Source organism: Meiothermus sp. CFH 77666 (assembly GCF_017497985.1).
GTDB lineage: Bacteria > Deinococcota > Deinococci > Deinococcales > Thermaceae > Meiothermus.
In genome coordinates, this window is record NZ_JAGDFV010000017.1 from 19,629 (window position 1) to 36,041 (window position 16,413).

Consider the following 16,413-nt stretch of genomic DNA (forward strand, 5'->3'; position numbering starts at 1 on the left):
GCTTTACTCTTCAAAATCTGGCGTGGCTTCCAGCTCGGCCTCGAGGCTTTTCTCTAGTACCTGGGCATGGATGCGCAGGGTGGTGACCTGGGCCTCGGGTTCGGCGCGCAAGTCCTCATTACCCAAAGCCTTCCATTCCTCGAGCAGTTTCATAAACCGCTTGGCTTCATGGTACAGCTCCTCCAACTGCACCGTAGGTCGAAGTCGTCCTCTTCACCCAACTTGCCGCAGTGCTCTCGTACCGTCACCGCAAGCTGAAACCTGTACTGGTAGAGTAGAACCCCCTGCATACCCCCTTTCCAAGCACGCCGGAGTATCACAGGTCCAGGAAGCTCATGTACCATCACCCTTCTTCAGCTTCCAAGCAGGGTTTGGTCTGTGGCCAAACCCGGTTTGGAGCCGGAAACTAGCCCCATCTTCAGGGCCGGAGCTCGAGCGTCCAGGTTTGGCCCCAGTCGGCAGGCCGGGTGCTCATGGGCACGGTTTGATTGTCCCGCCAGAGCCACAGCAGGTTGTCGAAGTAGGGGCTGAACACATCGGCGGACTGGCCCATGGGGTAGATGATGCGGCTATTGTCGGGGTCGGAAAGGTCGAAAAGGGTGCGCAGGCTGGCCCCGGAGGTGTGCAGGAAGGTGTCCTGGTTGTAGTTGGCCACGTTGACGGTGTGCATGGAGCCGGGGGTGGGCAGGGTACGGTTGAACAGGCCGCCAATCAGGGGCGTGGAGGCCAGGGGGGAGATCAGGCTGGCCTGGTGCAGCCGGCCCCACTGCCACTGGGTGGGGTCTGGGCCTAAGCGGCGCTCGAGTTCCGCACCAGCCTTCTCCAGGGCCTGGGCCATGAACTGAGCGCAGTTCTGGATACCGGCGCTGGCGTTTCTGCACCAGCGACCATCCTCCCGCAGGGTCTTGACAAAGGTGTAGGGCACCGGCGGGTAGCGCAGCTCGAGTTCGTCCTCGAGCATCCGGGAAATCTCGCGGTAATAGAAAGCAAAGGCCGTGGCCCCGATCGAATCCAGCTCGGCCCGCAAATCCCAGCCGCGCACCGCGTCTTGCAAGCGCCGCGCCGCCTCGCTCTGGGGCTGCAAGGCTAGGAGGCCCGGCAGCATCTCCCGGGCGATAATCGAGTACGTGTCACCCTGCCAGCGGGCCATGTCCGCCAGGCTAGCTTTAGGCGTGGCCAGAATCAGGTCGCGGATGCGCTGGGCGCGAAAGACCTCGGTGGTGTAGCTGGAGATGTCGGGCCCGCCGTGCGGCAAAACCCGGTTGTTGGCGCTGCTGACAAACCCCTCGCGGGGGTTCACCACCTGTGGCAGGCGCTCGAAGGCCACATAGCCCTTCCACTGCTGCCCCTGGCGGGCACTGGCCGGAAAGCGCCCATCCCAGTCGCGCACCGGAATGAGGCCCGGCGCAATGTAGCCAATGTTGCCGTCCACATCGGCATAGACAAAGTTCTGCATGGGGGCTGCGTAGCGCCTCAGGGCTTCCCGGAACTCGGCGGCGTTGCGGGCGCGGTTCATGCCCAGGTAGGCATCCAGGGTGGTGTCCTGGGGCTCCAGGCCCGTCCAGCGCACCGCTACCGCCTGGTTCTCGCCAGCAATGGCCGTTCCAGCGGTCAGGCCAGGCCGCAGGAAAGCCCGGCCCAGATCGGAGATCACCGGACCGTACTCGCTTTCGCGCACTGTGAGGGTCACCGGGTCGGCCCCGCGTACCTGAATGACCTCCTGGCGCAGGCGCAGCGGCACCAGGCCGGTGGGGGTTCGGTAGGACTGCCCTTCCAGATCCAGCACGAACAAATCCATCACATCGGGCCGGACATTGGTCGCCCCCCAGGCCACCCGGTCGTTGCGACCCAGGAAAACCCCCGGCACCCCCGGAATGGTGGCCCCGATGGCCTGGTAGCCGGGGCCGCGCAGGTCGGCGATGTACCACAAGGCCGGGTTTTGCAGGCGCAGGTGGGGGTCGTTGGCCAGCAGGGGTTTGCCGGTGGTGGTACGCGACCCACCCAGCACCCAGTTGTTCGAGCCCTGGTCGGCGGTGCGGGGGGCCATGCGAAGGGTCTCGGAGAACTGGGCCAGCTCTTGCAACATCGCCAGCATAGCGGGAGACATACCCGCCAGTTGAGTTGGTTCGCCTGGATTGGCCCGGTCATCACTGCCGCGCAGGTCGCCCGGTTGCAAAACGGTGGGCCACCCCTCCGGGTAGGCCCCGCGCAGGTCGTTGAAGCCCTCCAGCCCAACCTTGCTCAGGATGAAGGTGTTGTCAATCTCGTCCTGCCAGACCTGTCCGAGGTCGTAGGACTGGAGCTTGCCCCAGGCCAGGGTGTCGGCGGGCGTCCAGGGCTCGGGGGTGAAGCCCAGCAGGGCAAAGGGCAGGGGCAGGTTGCCCTCGCGAATAAACTGATTGACCCCCGCTGCATAAGCTTCCAGGGCACGGCGGGTGAACTCGGTGTGGTTGGGGAACGAAGCCTGGGCTGCGCGGTAAAAGCCCCAGGTGCGGAAAAAGCGATCCTGCTCGAGGGCCCCACTCCCCAGAATTTCCGACAACCGACCCTGCGCTGCACGGCGGCCCAGCTCCATCTGGAATAGCCGATCCTGGGCGTGCACATATCCCTGGGCAAAGAACACGTCCATATCGCTCGAGAGGGCCCGGATATGCGGAATGCCCCAGCGGTCAAAGGTAATGTTCACCGGCCCCGAAAGCCCCTGCACCTGGCGCACCTGGTTGGCAGGAACACACGAAACCAGCAGCAAAAGCCCGGCTAACCCAAGAAAAAGCAAGCGCATCGCTCAACCTCCAGACTGGCCTCACTTTACCCGAATGAAGCGCAGCAGGCTCGAGCCATTGGCTACAAACCTGCCGACAAATACCAGCTTTACACTTGGCAAACCAGAAGAAGGAAATGGGTTAGGGATTGGGGGCAGGTGATAAGAAATCCTTCCGATCTAGTCCTTTAGCGTCCTCTGGCTTTGCTCAAAAGGGTTTTCTGCATCCCGATAGCGGACGTGGAGATTGTCGGGGCGGGGAGGGTTCTCGAGTTCCAGCCTGGAGCGGCGTTGGTGTTTGGTCAGTTGCTTGAACCTATCGTAGCGGATGGACTCATGCAGAGTTCTTATGACAGGCGATAGAAACCCACTACCTACCTCCTACCACCCACTTTCACCTTATGTGTCGTTGAAAGTCGGTTGTACGCCTAAAGTTGGTTTATCGCATCGGCCTTCAGTACCCGCGCCCGGTGAACTTGGTCAGCATCAGCTTGAGCTCGTGGGGGCTGGTGGCCGAGCCTTCGGCGTCCTCGAGGCTGATGTGGCCCTGGGTGTAAAGCTCTACCAGGTGCTGATCGAAGGTTTGCATCCCGCGCAGGTTGTCTTGCAGCATGGCGTCTTTGATCTGCGGGGTCTTGTTTTCGTCCTTGATGAGGTCGCGCACAAAAGGCGTGGCCAGCAGAATTTCCAAAGCTAGCGCCCGCCCCTGTCCGTCGGCCCGGGGCAGCAAGCGTTGGGAGATGATGCCCAAAAGCGACTCGGCCAGCAAAATGCGAATTTGCAGGTGCTCATGCAGCGGGAAGAAGTCAATGATGCGGTTGATGGTACGCACCGCGTCCAGCGTGTGGAGGGTGGAAAATACCAGGTGGCCGGTCTGGGCAGCCATGATGGCCGCTTCCACCGTTTCGCGGTCGCGCATCTCGCCAATCAGAATCACGTCCGGATCCTGGCGCATGGCGTACTTCAAGCCCGAGCTGAAGGAGTCGGTATCCACCCCCACCTCGCGCTGCACCACCAGGCTTTTCTTGTGCTTGTGCAAAAACTCGATGGGGTCTTCGATGGTAACGATATTTTTGGGGAAGTGCAGGTTGATGTGGTCAATCAGGGCGGCCAGGGTGGTGGACTTCCCCGAGCCAGTCGGGCCGGTAACCAGCACCAGACCGCGCTCCTTGGAGGCCAGTTCCTCCATGACCGGGCGGGGCAAGCCCAGAGCCTCAAAGCTCGGGATGGACTCGGCTACCACCCGCATTACCAGCCCAAAACTGCCGCGCTGGTGCAGTAAATTGCAGCGAAATCGGGCCAGACCCGGCACCGTGTAGGCAAAGTCCATTTCTTTTTTGTACTCGAGTTCCTCTTGCTGAACAGGGTTGAGCAGGCTGCGCACAATGGCCTCTACGTCGCCCGGTGAAAGCACCTTGCTGCCAAAAGGTTTGAGCTTGCCGTCAATGCGCACCGTGGGTGGCGCCCCCGCCTGCAGGTGAATGTCGGAGGCTCGAGCCTGCACCATGCTGCGCAGCATTTCAGCGATGGGGGTGGGGGTCTGGGTGGTACTCATTCAGTGGCTCCCTTGTATCAACACTTGGCAAGGTGGGTTGAATCAGCTTTCTCCAGACGCTCTAACCCAGCAGGTATTGCAATCAGTGCCAAATGTATTAGAGCTGGGGCAATCATCTGAGTACACTTGTCCAACCCACACTCAAAAGTATATTGCACCCTTTCTCAAAAGGCTGCTCTAAATGAACAAAGTTTAACGGCGGTCATGTGCCTGCTGTTCAATTCACCCGGAGTAACTCGCAGAGAGCCCGATGCTGAAGGCCAAAATCCAAATGATTTTGTGGCTCTGCAAGCATCTCGGCCCTCCTCGAGCAGACAACCCATGACGAATAGCAATTTGTAAGCTGAGGCTACGCACAAGCGCGGCATCGCTCCAGGTCAGGCCAGATGGCGCACCAGGGTACGCGCGTAGTTCAGGGTTTCCTCCACCGCACCCCAGTCCACCCCGTCGGGCTGGTCGGAAGGCCAGTGCCAGTTGGGTGGCGTCCCGTTTTCTAATCGAATGAGGGTCAGGCAGGGGATTTTACGGGCTGCAAAGGGTCGGGTGTCGAAAAAGGCCAGGGTGTATGCCAGGGGCCTTGCGCCCGGAATAGCCCGGGCTCCCTCGAGCAAGCCCCCCTGGTAGGCATGGTAGACCAGCATTCCCTCGCCGGTGGCATAAAACAGCTCCCCCTTGCCCACGTTATCTATGTTGAGCACCAGGGCATCCGGTGGAACCCGCCTCGAGCGCGCCAGGTACTCGGCCCCTTTGGCCCCCACTTCCTCGCTGCCGGTGAGGGCCAGCATCACCCGGTAGTCTGGCAGGGGGTTCTGGGTCAGCTCCTCGAACAATGCCACCGCCACCGCCACCCCGGTTGCGTTGTCGTTGGCCCCGTTGACATAGGGCTCCCGGAGCTCACGCAGGGACAGGAGTACGGCCTGCACCAGAAAATACAGGCCCAGCAACTGCGACACCACCGGCGCCAGGGCGCTAAAGGGAAGCACCGTAGCCAGCACCGCATTGATCAAAAAATTGCGCCGGAAATTCCTCACCTGCTTTGGGTGGTAGAGGAAAAAGGTCTTGGCGGTGTCGTAATGGGCCATCAGAATCAGGGTTTTGCGGCCCTGGCCGGTCTGGGCCAGCACATTCTGCGAGGGATAGCGGTCAAAAAGCCGCCGCCAGGGCACCCACCAACCCGAAAAATGCGCCCAGAAGCCGTAGGTTCCCAGCAGGGCCAGCCACCACAGCCCCACCAAACCGCCCGAGGCCAGTAGCAGGCTAATCAGGATGAGCTCGGGGCCATAGCTGCGGGGCGCTCGGAAGGCCTGGGTTTCTACCGAGATACCTGACCCAGGGCGTGCCAGGTAATCTTTGAGCTGCTGGGCCGCCTGGGCCTCGAGGGCCGTGGCGCTCCCCCGGTGCGGCAAGGCACAAAGCGCTTCCCAGAGTTTTCGCACGGCCCCAGCATAAGGCTGGAGGCTCCAGACTGAAAGCAAAAACAGACAGTTGGCAGCTTTACCCCAGGCTCTGTGCGCCAAGCCCCTGGTTCACGCAAAGTCCAGGGCTTAAACTTGGTGCATGGGCAAGAAACGCCGGGAAGAAAAGCTCAAGCGCAAAGCACAACAGCGCACCCCGCTTTCAGGCCGGGACATGCTGCGTATTTTTCCCAGCCTGTTGTTGCGGGCCTTTATTGTGGTCATGCCCCTCACCCTGCTCATGACCTTCCTGGGGGCTAGCGGGGTAACGCTATTCAACAACTTCTGGGTACAGATGGGCGCCTACCTGGCGGCCTACATCGTGTTCAACAAGTTCATCTTTGGCCCCGTCCGTAACTACCGCCCGGCCAACCCGCCCAACGCCTCGAGCAAGGCAAAGTAGGTCGCATACAACGGGGCTGGTAAGTTCCCTTGAGTAAAAGTCCCAGGTCTCAGGTCGCAAGCCAAAAGCGCGTCTGTGGCCAGAGATTACGGCAATCCTCTGCAATAGCAGGGGTAGGCCACATCGTCCGCAGACCAAAAAAACGCCTCGAGCTTTCGGCCTTCGGCTGTCAGCTTTCTGCGGTTTTCAGCATTTGAAGCCGGAGCAACCCTGGGAATGGGGCCGTTTATAGTCGCTTTGCATCGGCCCAGAAGCCTTCCAGGTCGTAGTACTCGCGGGCTTCGGCGCTCATCAGGTGAACCAGCACCGGGCCATAGTCCAGGAGAATCCAGCGCGGGCTGGGGCCCTCGACCTTATTCGCCCGGATGCCCTCGTCTTCCTGGAGCTTTTCCCGCACGGCCCGCTCGAGGGCTTGCAGGTGGGGCTGGGAGGTTCCGGTGGCAATCACAAAGTAGTCCAGCGAGTCGGAAACGCCGGTCAGGTCGAGTGCGACCACATTCTCGGCCTTTTTATCCTCCAGGGCTTGTTTGATGTGCTCAATCAGCGTTTGGGTGTCAATGGTTTTGACCATTCGGTCTCATTGTACACGATGGGTTACGCTATCTACCTGACCTCGGGAATGTACTCAAATTCGTGCTGCCCAAAGCGCACGGTGTCGCCGGCCCGCACGCCGTGGGCCTTGAGGGCCTGTTCGACCCGGTAGCGCTTGAACAGCTCCTGCAAGTAGCCCGCAGCCTCCATCAGGTCGCCCTTGAGCCGGTTCAGGTGGCGCTCAACCTGGGGGGCCTCGAGTTCAAACACCCCCTCCTCAACCTGGGTGACCTTGATGTAGTCGGGGGTTTCGGGCCTGGGCCTGGGCTGCTCCATTTTAGGCTTGGGCGCGGCCTGCACCAGGGCAAACAGGGCTTCTACCAGCTCGGGCAGCCCCTGGCGGGTTTGGGTGGAGGTGGGGATGACCGGCAGGCCGGTCTGGGAAAGCTCGCTCAGTAGGGCCTGGGTCTCCTCGGGGGCTAGCAGGTCGGTTTTGTTCAGGGCTACGAGGGCCAGGCGGTTGAGCAGCTCAGGGTCGTAGGAGCGCAGTTCGGCCTGCAGGGTTTGCAGGGTCTCTTGCGGCTGGTCGGCGCCATCGAGCACATAGAGCAGGACTCGAGTCCGGGCAATATGCCGCAGAAACTCCAGCCCCAGGCCCTTGCCCTGGGCTGCCCCCTCGATGATGCCGGGGATGTCGGCCATGGTGATGCGCTCGAGGTCGCGCTCGATTACGCCCAGGTTGGGCGAAAGGGTGGTAAAGGGGTAGCTGGCAATCTTGGGCTGGGCATGGGTCAGGGCGGCCAGCAGGCTGCTCTTGCCCGCGTTGGGGTAGCCTACCAGGCCCACATCGGCCAGCAGCATCAGCTCGAGGCGCAACTTACGCTTCTCCCCTTCCTCGCCCGCCTCGGCAAAGCGGGGAGCCTGGCGGGTGGGGGTCACGAAGCGGGGGTTGCCCCAGCCGCCTTTGCCCCCTCTGGCCGCCACGAAGGTCTGGCCTTCCTCGACCAGGTCGGCCAGCAGTTCGCCGGTCTCGGCATCGTAGACCCGTGTACCCCGAGGCACCTCAATAACCAGGTCTTTTCCCGACTTGCCAAACAGCCCCTTACCCATGCCGTGCTGGCCGTTTTCGGCCTTGTAGACCCGCTTGGAAAGGTTGGAAAGCGAGTCCACCTGGGCCAGCGCCCGCAGGATGATGGAGCCCCCATCGCCCCCATCGCCGCCGTCGGGGCCGCCCTTGGCAATGTACTTTTCGCGCCAAAAACTAATGCAGCCGTCACCACCGCGCCCGGCGGTCACGGTAATCTCGAGGATGTCCCTGAACATAGCAGCAAGCTAAAAGCCGAAGGCCGAGCACGAGGGCTTCAGCCTTCGGCTACCGGCAAAACCTAGTTGCCCGCCCTGGCCAGCTCCACAGGCTTGACCCGCACAAAGCGGCCCATGCGGCCCTTGTCGGCAAACTCCACCACCCCGTCTACCAGGGCAAAGAGGGTGTAGTCGCGGCCCTGGCCCACGCCCTCGCCGGCGCGAAACTTGGTGCCGCGCTGGCGTACCAGCACGTTACCGGCCTTGACCACCTGACCTTCGAAGCGCTTAACCCCCAGGCGCTTGGCCTGGCTGTCGCGCCCGTTTTTAGTTGAACCCAGACCTTTTTTGTGTGCCATATACTCCCTCCGGGACGCTGACGGCTTCTAGCGGATGATCCCCAGCTATTAGCTATGGGCTATCGGCTATCAGCTTCAGGCGCGAATCTCCTTGACCACAATCTCGGTGTAGGGCTGGCGGTGACCCCGCTTGCGACGGTATTGGATCTTGGCCTTGAACTTGGCCACCACCACCTTCTTGCCCTTGCCGTGCTCGACCACCTCGGCTACCACTTTGGCGCCTGGAACGGTGGGAGTGCCGATCACCGGCTTCTCGCCGCCCAGCATCAGGGCATCGAACTCGATGGTATCGCCGGGGTTGGCCTCGAGCTTCTCCACGCGCAGCTTGCTGCCTGCTTCTGCGCGGTATTGTTTACCACCCGTCTTGATGATTGCGTACATGACCACACTCTCCAGTTAGCCGTTTGGGATGCCGGTGCAATCCAACAAACAGCTCGGGTCTTTTGACCCAGCCAACTGACAACTATAGCGGCTATGGCGAATTGTTTCAAGTGCCGCTCGAACATGAGACTCCCCCGACCGACCCACAGCATTCCGTGGAACCAGAGCGCATAAATGGCGTGAGGCATCATCCAGGGTCATCACGAGAAAGACCGCAAGCAGTTCCCTTTACGCTTGAAGAGCAGTCGGGCTTGGAAATTTCCAGAAATATGGTAGGCTCTCTTCTGCGGACGGGCAGGAGTTTCCAAACCTGCTCCCGCCCTCGGCGGAGGCTTCACTTGATAAGCAGCATCTCTGTCGTTGATTTGGCCGAAAAAGTACGCCAGCAGGTCAAGCCTGAGCGCTATGAACATATTTTGCGGGTGGCCGAGCTGGCCGCAGAAATTGCAAAAGCCAACGGCCTTGACGTGGAAAAAACCTACCTGGCCGCCATCCTGCACGATGCTGCCCGCGATTTAAGCGAGCAGCAGTTGAGGGAGCTTGCGCCACCGGAAATCGCCCTCGAGCGCAACCATCCCCTATCGCTTCATGGCCGTGCTGGGCGCAAGCTGGCCGAGCAATGGGGCATCGTGGATGAAGAGGTGCTTGAGGCCATCGAGGGCCACGTGTACGGGGTTCGCCCCGATCACAGGCTGGGCATGGCCCTCTATATTGCCGATGTCTCGGAGCCGGGTCGAGGGGTGAACCACGACATTCGCGAGCTGGCGCTGACAGGACGATTATTGGAAGCCTATCAGAAAGCCGTTATCTGCAAGGTCAAATACCTGCAAAGCAAGGGCATCGAACCCCATCCAAGAACCCTGGCCGCTTACCAAGCGGTCCTGGAACAGCGCGGGGAGGACTGCTAAAACGTAACCGGCCTATCTGCCCCTGGGTACTCCACCCAGGGCCTTTTTTGGGTTGTCTATTACGCTCCCCATCGCCAGGTTTTGTAATCTAATGGTCATGGCACAACCACGCGCACCCCATCGGGCTAGGCCGGGGTCGTCGGTACGTGCGCATCGTTCTGAACCACGTTTTTCGCTGATTCTGCTCGGGCTGGCCCTGCTGACCCTGGCAGGGGCCCTGGCGTATGGGCCGCAGCTGCGGGAGGTGCAGGCGGGATTCTTTGGCGAGTATCGGGGAAGTGGCCCGGTCGAGGAGCTGAGCCTGGTCGTAGCCGCCCGCGACACCGAATACTGCGGCTACCATACGGCCTGCGGGCCGGGTCTGCGTACCGATACCATCTTTTTTATTCGCCTGCGCGGCTCGGAGGCCACTGTGGTGGCCATTCCCCGCGACCTGCGCTACCGCGGTGAAACCCCTAGCGGTTTTTACGATGGCAAGATCAATTCGGTCTACGAGCGTGGCGGTGGGGCAGAAGGCTTGCGGTTAGCGGTGGAAAACCTTTTGGGTGTGCCGGTGCAGCACTACCTGATCCTGACCTTCGAGGCCGTGATGAAGCTGGTCAATGCGGTGGATGGGGTGGATGTGGTGCTGCCTTATCCGATGAAGTACACCGACCGGGCTGCGGGCCTGTACATAAACTTTCCGGCCGGGCCAGTGCATCTGAACGGGAAAGATGCCGTCAAATACATGCGCTTTCGCCGCTGGGAAGGCTCCGACCTGGGCCGGCTGGATCGCATCAAGGAGGTGATGGGGCTGGCCCTGCGAAAAGCCCAGAGCCCTCGCTACTGGCCGCGCCTGCCCGGGGTGGCCAGCGCGGTGTGGAACGCCCTCGAGACCACCCTTCCCCTCACCGAAGCCCTGCGGCTGCTGCCCAACCTGCGGAGTCTGGCCCTCAAGAGCGCAACCCTGCCCACCCTCGAGGAAGGCAGTTATCTGGTACTGGACCAGGCCGCCATGGCTTCTTTCACGGCAGGTCTGCTGGGCTACACCCCCGATGCCGAGGCGATGGCCCGAATGGTACAGGCCGAAGCCCTGGGCCTCAAAACCCTGCTCCTGGATCGGAGTGGGGCGGGGCTGGGCGAACGCTACCGGCAAGGCTTTGTGGAGCTGGGGATCCCCCCCCCGGAAGTGCAAACAGGCGAGGTAGGGGGCACCAGCCTGGTACTGGTGCGCAGTGGGGTCTCGATTGTGGGGCGGGAGTCGCCCGCCTTTCTGCTAGCCAAGGACTACGCCGATCTGCTACACCTACCCCTACAGACCCGCATCCGCCTCGAGCCCAGGGGCTACGATGTGATTATCGTGCTGGGGCCGGAATAAACCACCCCGGCCCGGCGCTGTTCGCTATTCACCCCTGGGCACCCGATGCTCCTCCTCGGGCAGGGGTTCCTCATCGGGGTCGAAGGCGTAGTAGAGCTTGAGCGGGTGCAGCGAGACCACCCGCAGAATCTCGGTGCAGTCCGGGCACTCCACCTCGAGGCCCACCCACGGGCCCGCTACCTCCACCAGCCCACCACACACCGGACACTTGGCCACTTCCAGGGTTTCCATCCTTTACCTCCTGAGGCTATGGTAGAAGCCGAACCCTCGGCGTACACCCCCAGCATGGCAGCTTGAGCAAAACCAAATGTCCCGGACTTGAACACTGCCGTGGATTGCACCCGGCCAGTCGTCTTGCCCAGTACTGGGTCAATGCTGTCGCCCTCGACCTGAGTATAGCAGGCTGGGCTATAATCGGCTGTACTCGAGGCCTCTTATGGCAACTACCACCGCACCTCACGCCCCTCCCCTGCCGGAGCGCAACCCCGGTACCCCCTTCGACCCCAGCGCCCTCGAGGGCGCCCTGGTCAACAAAAGCGCCATCGAACGCCGGGCCGCTACCCTGCCCACCCGCCGCACGGTCAAAAAGGAGTGGCAGGCGGCCTGGCTTCTGCACGCCATCCGAACCATAGACCTCACCACCCTCTCGGGCGACGACACCCCCGGCACCGTGCAGCGCCTGTGCGCCAAGGCCCGCCAGCCGGTGCGCCCCGAGCTGCTACAGGATCTGGGGGTGCCCGGTTTGCGCCTTACCACCGGAGCGGTCTGCGTCTACCACGAGATGGTGCCCACCGCAGTAGCGGCCCTGGAAGGCTCAGGAATTCCGGTAGCTGCGGTCTCGACCGGCTTTCCGGCGGGCCTCAACCCCCACCGCCTCAAGCTGCAGGAGATCGAGGCCTCCGTCGCGGCGGGCGCCAGCGAAATTGACATCGTCATCTCGCGCCGCCACGTGCTCACCGGCAACTGGAAAGCCCTCTATCAGGAGGTGCGCGACTTCCGCGAGGCTTGCGGCCCGGCGCACATGAAAAGCATTCTGGCCGTCGGCGAGCTGGGCACCCTCAAAAACGTCTACAAGGCCAGCCTGGTCTGTATGCAGGCCGGTTCCGACTTCATCAAAACCTCCACCGGCAAGGAAAGCGTCAATGCCACCCTACCAAACAGCCTGGTGATGGTGCGGGCCATCCGCGCCTACTACGAGCAGACTGGCCACAAGGTAGGGTTCAAGCCCGCCGGGGGCATCCGCAGCGCCAAGCAGGCCCTGGACTGGCTCATCCTGATGAAAGAGGAGCTGGGCCACGAATGGATGCAGCCCCACCTGTTCCGCATTGGGGCCAGCGCCCTCTTGAACGACATCGAGCGGCAGCTCGAGCACTTCGCCTACGGGCGCTATGCCTCGATGCAGTACCAGCCGCTGGGGTAAAAGAATGCTGATGGCCGATGGTCTATAGCTGATAGCCCAAAGACGCCAACGCAGCCCTTATGGGATTTTTCTTAAACACAATGAAGCAACGCTCACCGATAACTAAACCCGCCTTGAACTGGAGCAAAGCATGACCCTTAGCGAACTTATGGAGACCCTTCCCTATGGCCCCGCCCCGGAGGCCGCCCAACCCGCGCTGGACTGGCTGAAGGCCCACCAAGGCAAATTCGGGCTTTTCATCGGGGGCAGGTGGCGCGACCCGGCCCAGAAAGAATGGTTCGCCACGCACAACCCCGCCAACGCCCAGAAGCTGGCCGAGGTGGCCCAGGCCAGCGCTGCCGATGTGGACGAAGCCGTCAAAGCAGCCCGCAAGGCCCTGGCGGGCTGGCAACAGACCCCCGGCCACGTGCGGGCCCGCTACCTGTATGCCCTGGCCCGGCAGGTGCAGAAACACGCCCGGCTGTTTGCCGTGCTGGAAACCCTGGACAACGGCAAGCCCATCCGCGAGACCCGCGACATCGACATTCCCCTGGCGGCCCGCCACTTCTACTACCATGCAGGCTGGGCCCAGCTGATGGAAAGCGAGCTGCCCGGCTACGCTCCGGTGGGTGTGGTGGGGCAGATTATCCCCTGGAACTTTCCCTTGCTGATGCTCTCGTGGAAGATTGCCCCGGCGCTGGCCATGGGCAACACGGTGGTGCTCAAGCCTGCCGAGTTTACGCCCCTCACCGCGCTCCTCTTTGCGGAAATCTGCCAGAACATCGGGCTGCCGCCGGGGGTGGTGAACATCCTCACCGGCGACGGCTCAACCGGGGCGGCTTTGGTGGCGCATCCAGGGGTGGACAAGATTGCCTTTACCGGCTCGACCGAGGTGGGGCGGCTCATCCGCCAAGCCACGGCGGGCAGCGGTAAAAAGCTCTCGCTCGAGCTCGGCGGCAAATCGCCCTTCCTGGTCTTCGAGGATGCCGACCTCGACAGCGCGGTCGAGGGCGTGGTGGACGCCATCTGGTTCAACCAGGGGCAGGTCTGCTGCGCGGGCTCGAGGCTCCTGGTTCAGGAGGGCATCGCCGAAAAGATGTACGCCAAGCTGCGGGCCCGCATGGAAAAACTGCGCTGCGGCGACCCACTGGACAAGGCGGTGGACATCGGGGCCATCGTGGCGCCGGTACAGCTTCAGAAAATCCAGCAGTTGGTGCAGAAGGGCGTGGAGGAAGGGGCCCAGCTCTGGCAGCCGAGCTGGGCGGTGCCAAGCCAGGGGTGCTTTTATCCCCCTACCCTGTTCACCCAGGTCGCCCCGGCCTCCACCATCGCCCAGGAGGAAATTTTTGGGCCGGTTTTGGCCGCCCTGACCTTCCGCACCCCGGAAGAGGCCGTCCGGCTGGCCAACAACACCCGCTACGGCCTGGCCGCCTCCATCTGGAGCGAGGACATCAACCTGGCCTTAGACATCGCCACCCAGATCAAGGCCGGCACCATCTGGATCAACAGCACCAACCTCTTCGATGCGGCCAGCGGCTTTGGCGGCTACCGCGAGTCGGGCTTTGGGCGCGAGGGGGGCAAGGAGGGGCTGTGGGAGTACGTGAAAAAGGCTGAAAGCAGAGAGCAGAGGGCGCAAATCAAGAGAAAGAAAGGCCCTCAGCCCTCGGCCCTCGGCCCTAAGCAGAGCGCGGCAGTGTTGCCCCCCATAGACCGCACCGCCAAGCTCTTTATCGGCGGCAAGCAGGCCCGGCCCGATAGCGGCTACAGCAAGGCCGTATATGCCCCAGATGGCCAACTTCTGGGCGAGGTGGGGCTGGGAAACCGCAAGGATATTCGCAATGCGGTGGAGGCTGCCCGCGCGGCTTTTGAGGGTTGGCGCAAGGCCACCGCGCACAACAAGGCGCAAATCCTGTACTTTCTGGCCGAAAACCTGTCTGAGCGGGCCGAGGAGTTTGCCCGCCGCATCCACGAACAGACCGGACAGGACGGCCACGCCGAGGTAGAAGCGGCCCTCGAGGCCCTCTTCACGGCGGCGGCCTGGGCCGACAAATACGAAGGGGTGGTGCACCCCACGCCCATCCGCAACGTAACCCTGGCCGTCCCCGAGCCCATTGGCGTAATGGGCATTCTCTGCCCCGACGACCAGCCGCTGCTGGCCCTGGTCAGGCTGGCCGGAACCGCGCTGGCCCTGGGCAACACCCTGGTGGTAGTACCCTCGCCGGTGGCCCCCCTGACCGCCACCGACTTCTATCAGGTGCTCGAGACCTCCGACATCCCAGCGGGTACGTTCAACATTGTGACCGGCGAGCGCGATGAACTGGCCAAAACCCTGGCCGAGCACGACGACGTGGACGCAGTCTGGTACGCCGGGCCCCAGGCCGGACGCGCCCTGGTCGAAAAGGCCAGCGCCGGGAACATGAAACGCACCTGGACGCTGCCCGAGAGCGGAGCCTTGCCCGACACCGACGAAATCCTGCGGCAAGCCACCCAGATAAAAAATATCTGGGTGCCCTACGGGGCGTAAAGTCAGGGGCTCTGGCCTTCAGTGCTAGCTCTCGGCCTAGCCGCCTGGCTTTACCGCTGCTGCAAGGTCAGGGTGTAGGTGTAGGTGCGGCTCTGATTGGGGGCCAGGGTGAAGCGCAGGCGGTAGCCCTCGGGGATGCGCTCGAGGCCCTCCCCCTCCAGCGTGAAGGGCTGGGGCATGAACTCCTGAATTTCGATCTCCACCGGATAGGACTTGGGGTTTTGCACACGGGTGGTCACCCGGAAGCGGTTGCGGGCCTGTTGCTCTACCTGCCGGGTGGCCCGGCCTTCGGGGTCGGGGCCCAGCATCAGGTTGACATTGTTGCCTTTGGCGGTATCGCCGGTAGCGGCCTGCCCCACGAACACCCCTTGCTCGCGGATGCTCACCACCCCGGCGGCCAGGTTTTCCGGGGCCGCAAAACGAAAACCCCGTACAAAAGCCAGTTCGCGTTCGGTGCTGAAGCCGGTTTGCAAGCGCCATACATAGACCGGCTGCACCCGGGTGCGTATGAAGGGCAGCTCGGTGAGGCCGGGCTCGAGCGTCACCTCCCCCGGCAAGCGGTAGCGGTAGGTGCCCGCCGCCTCTCCCACAAACTCGGCGTCCGCCACCTCTGCAGCGGCAGGGGCGGCCTGCAACATTCGGGTTTCCGGGCGGGGGGCAGGCACACTGAACCCCCCTTCCAGCAAAGGCACACTCCCGGCTACCAGCTCGGTACGACCCAGGCGTACCGTGCGGCCCAGTCCGTTGGTCAGGCTCGCCCAGCCGGTTAGCTCGCCGTCCTCCAGCGTGTAGCGCAGGCTCCAGGTCAGGCCTCGAGTCAGGTAGGCCAGGGTACCCGCTCCACCCCCGGAATACCGGAAAATCACCTTGGGGCCCGGCGCAGTACTGAATCCGCTGGGGTCGGGGTAGGCTACCGTTCCAGGCAACCCCACCAGGTAGCGGCCCTCGTACAGATACAGGTTCCGCTCAGCGCTCACCAGGGTAGCCTTGCGCCACTGGCCCTCCCAGTAAAACTGCACTTCCTTGCCCACATAGGCAGCCAGGGGGCTTTGTTGGGCAGCCACCTGCACCCGGCGCGACTGCTCGGTTACCCCAATCAAACGCAGGGTTCCCGGTACCAGACTCTGGAACAGGGTCTCCCCTGGCTCCCAAATCCACTCGTTTTGTGGCAGGGTTTGCAGCTGTCGTAGTTCGGCAAAGCCCCGATAGATAACAGATTCCTGAGCCTGAACTGTCCCCAATAGCACCACCATCCATAACAGAAAATGCTTTTGCATGGCCTCAGTAAATCATCAGGTAGGCAACCAGGGGTGAGAGCAAGCTCATCAAATTTTGACCCTCCCCTGCAACACAAGTCGCTTCACTGGTGCAACTCGAGCCACCGGGATTGAGAATCCTTTGTCCTGGACAGAACAGTGGCCACCCAGATGGGCGGCCACGTCTGTGAAAAAAACCAGCGCCCTCATCGGGCGCTCGCTA

The 16,413-nt window shown here is 62.4% G+C and carries 15 protein-coding genes; 5 read left to right on the plus strand and 10 right to left on the minus strand.

Going from position 1 to position 16,413, the window contains the following annotated elements:
* Window positions 1-3: 3 nt before the first annotated feature.
* The 4 genes from J3L12_RS09940 to J3L12_RS09955 form a co-directional block, all read right to left on the minus strand.
* On the minus strand, window positions 4-153 hold the full coding sequence (locus tag J3L12_RS09940) for a hypothetical protein (protein WP_208014901.1): 150 nt from the start codon (window positions 151-153) through the stop codon (window positions 4-6).
* 265 nt (window positions 154-418) lie between these two features.
* Window positions 419-2,782, minus strand: a complete 2,364-nt coding sequence (locus tag J3L12_RS09945; protein ID WP_208014902.1) for a penicillin acylase family protein — start codon at window positions 2,780-2,782, stop codon at window positions 419-421.
* Window positions 2,783-3,215: 433 nt separating this feature from the next.
* Window positions 3,216-4,316, minus strand: coding sequence for a type IV pilus twitching motility protein PilT (locus J3L12_RS09950; RefSeq protein ID WP_208014903.1), 1,101 nt, complete (start codon window positions 4,314-4,316; stop codon window positions 3,216-3,218).
* A 377-nt stretch (window positions 4,317-4,693) separates the two neighbouring features.
* Window positions 4,694-5,752: a M28 family peptidase gene (locus tag J3L12_RS09955; RefSeq protein WP_208014904.1), complete on the minus strand. Its 1,059-nt coding sequence runs from the start codon at window positions 5,750-5,752 to the stop codon at window positions 4,694-4,696.
* 121 nt (window positions 5,753-5,873) lie between these two features.
* On the opposite strand from J3L12_RS09955, the gene J3L12_RS09960 reads away from it, so the two are divergent.
* Entirely contained in the window at window positions 5,874-6,173 is a 300-nt protein-coding gene (locus tag J3L12_RS09960; protein ID WP_208014905.1) for a hypothetical protein, read from the plus strand.
* Window positions 6,174-6,399: 226 nt separating this feature from the next.
* On the opposite strand, the gene rsfS is transcribed toward J3L12_RS09960, so the two are convergent.
* From rsfS to rplU, 4 genes are all read right to left on the minus strand, one after another.
* Window positions 6,400-6,744: a ribosome silencing factor gene (gene rsfS / locus J3L12_RS09965; RefSeq protein WP_208014906.1), complete on the minus strand. Its 345-nt coding sequence runs from the start codon at window positions 6,742-6,744 to the stop codon at window positions 6,400-6,402.
* Between the two features lie 32 nt (window positions 6,745-6,776).
* The gene (obgE, locus tag J3L12_RS09970) at window positions 6,777-8,027 is read right to left on the minus strand and encodes a GTPase ObgE (protein ID WP_208014907.1); all 1,251 of its coding nucleotides are present in this window, start codon (window positions 8,025-8,027) and stop codon (window positions 6,777-6,779) included.
* Window positions 8,028-8,089: 62 nt separating this feature from the next.
* Window positions 8,090-8,365, minus strand: coding sequence for a 50S ribosomal protein L27 (gene rpmA, locus J3L12_RS09975; RefSeq protein WP_208014908.1), 276 nt, complete (start codon window positions 8,363-8,365; stop codon window positions 8,090-8,092).
* A 75-nt stretch (window positions 8,366-8,440) separates the two neighbouring features.
* Complete coding sequence (gene rplU, locus J3L12_RS09980; RefSeq protein ID WP_243455131.1) at window positions 8,441-8,746, minus strand: 50S ribosomal protein L21; 306 nt, start codon at window positions 8,744-8,746, stop codon at window positions 8,441-8,443.
* Window positions 8,747-9,084: 338 nt separating this feature from the next.
* On the opposite strand from rplU, the gene yqeK reads away from it, so the two are divergent.
* Window positions 9,085-9,654, plus strand: a complete 570-nt coding sequence (gene yqeK / locus J3L12_RS09985; RefSeq protein ID WP_208014910.1) for a bis(5'-nucleosyl)-tetraphosphatase (symmetrical) YqeK — start codon at window positions 9,085-9,087, stop codon at window positions 9,652-9,654.
* Window positions 9,655-9,751: 97 nt separating this feature from the next.
* Window positions 9,752-11,011 carry an LCP family protein gene (locus J3L12_RS09990; RefSeq protein ID WP_208014911.1) on the plus strand — a complete coding sequence of 420 codons (1,260 nt, stop codon included), beginning with the start codon at window positions 9,752-9,754 and terminating at the stop codon, window positions 11,009-11,011.
* Between the two features lie 24 nt (window positions 11,012-11,035).
* Here J3L12_RS09990 and J3L12_RS09995 read toward each other — a convergent pair whose 3' ends face one another.
* Window positions 11,036-11,242: a hypothetical protein gene (locus J3L12_RS09995; RefSeq protein WP_208014912.1), complete on the minus strand. Its 207-nt coding sequence runs from the start codon at window positions 11,240-11,242 to the stop codon at window positions 11,036-11,038.
* A 205-nt stretch (window positions 11,243-11,447) separates the two neighbouring features.
* On the opposite strand from J3L12_RS09995, the gene deoC reads away from it, so the two are divergent.
* Together deoC and J3L12_RS10005 are read left to right on the plus strand one after the other, a co-directional pair.
* Complete coding sequence (gene deoC / locus J3L12_RS10000) at window positions 11,448-12,431, plus strand: deoxyribose-phosphate aldolase (protein ID WP_208014913.1); 984 nt, start codon at window positions 11,448-11,450, stop codon at window positions 12,429-12,431.
* 130 nt (window positions 12,432-12,561) lie between these two features.
* Window positions 12,562-14,934: an aldehyde dehydrogenase family protein gene (locus tag J3L12_RS10005; protein WP_208014914.1), complete on the plus strand. Its 2,373-nt coding sequence runs from the start codon at window positions 12,562-12,564 to the stop codon at window positions 14,932-14,934.
* A 50-nt stretch (window positions 14,935-14,984) separates the two neighbouring features.
* Here J3L12_RS10005 and J3L12_RS10010 read toward each other — a convergent pair whose 3' ends face one another.
* Complete coding sequence (locus J3L12_RS10010; RefSeq protein ID WP_208014915.1) at window positions 14,985-16,211, minus strand: hypothetical protein; 1,227 nt, start codon at window positions 16,209-16,211, stop codon at window positions 14,985-14,987.
* Window positions 16,212-16,413: the final 202 nt, after the last annotated feature.

Bases quoted from the DNA above. Each gene is read 5' to 3' on its own strand.
- J3L12_RS09940 (WP_208014901.1), bottom strand. From the start codon at position 153: ATGAAACTGCTCGAGGAATGGAAGGCTTTGGGTAATGAGGACTTGCGC.
- J3L12_RS09945 (WP_208014902.1), bottom strand. From the start codon at position 2,782: ATGCGCTTGCTTTTTCTTGGGTTAGCCGGGCTTTTGCTGCTGGTTTCG.
- J3L12_RS09950 (WP_208014903.1), bottom strand. From the start codon at position 4,316: ATGAGTACCACCCAGACCCCCACCCCCATCGCTGAAATGCTGCGCAGC.
- J3L12_RS09960 (WP_208014905.1), top strand. From the start codon at position 5,874: ATGGGCAAGAAACGCCGGGAAGAAAAGCTCAAGCGCAAAGCACAACAG.
- rsfS (WP_208014906.1), bottom strand. From the start codon at position 6,744: ATGGTCAAAACCATTGACACCCAAACGCTGATTGAGCACATCAAACAA.
- obgE (WP_208014907.1), bottom strand. From the start codon at position 8,027: ATGTTCAGGGACATCCTCGAGATTACCGTGACCGCCGGGCGCGGTGGT.
- rpmA (WP_208014908.1), bottom strand. From the start codon at position 8,365: ATGGCACACAAAAAAGGTCTGGGTTCAACTAAAAACGGGCGCGACAGC.
- rplU (WP_243455131.1), bottom strand. From the start codon at position 8,746: ATGTACGCAATCATCAAGACGGGTGGTAAACAATACCGCGCAGAAGCA.
- J3L12_RS09990 (WP_208014911.1), top strand. From the start codon at position 9,752: ATGGCACAACCACGCGCACCCCATCGGGCTAGGCCGGGGTCGTCGGTA.
- J3L12_RS09995 (WP_208014912.1), bottom strand. From the start codon at position 11,242: ATGGAAACCCTGGAAGTGGCCAAGTGTCCGGTGTGTGGTGGGCTGGTG.
- deoC (WP_208014913.1), top strand. From the start codon at position 11,448: ATGGCAACTACCACCGCACCTCACGCCCCTCCCCTGCCGGAGCGCAAC.
- J3L12_RS10005 (WP_208014914.1), top strand. From the start codon at position 12,562: ATGACCCTTAGCGAACTTATGGAGACCCTTCCCTATGGCCCCGCCCCG.
- J3L12_RS10010 (WP_208014915.1), bottom strand. From the start codon at position 16,211: ATGCAAAAGCATTTTCTGTTATGGATGGTGGTGCTATTGGGGACAGTT.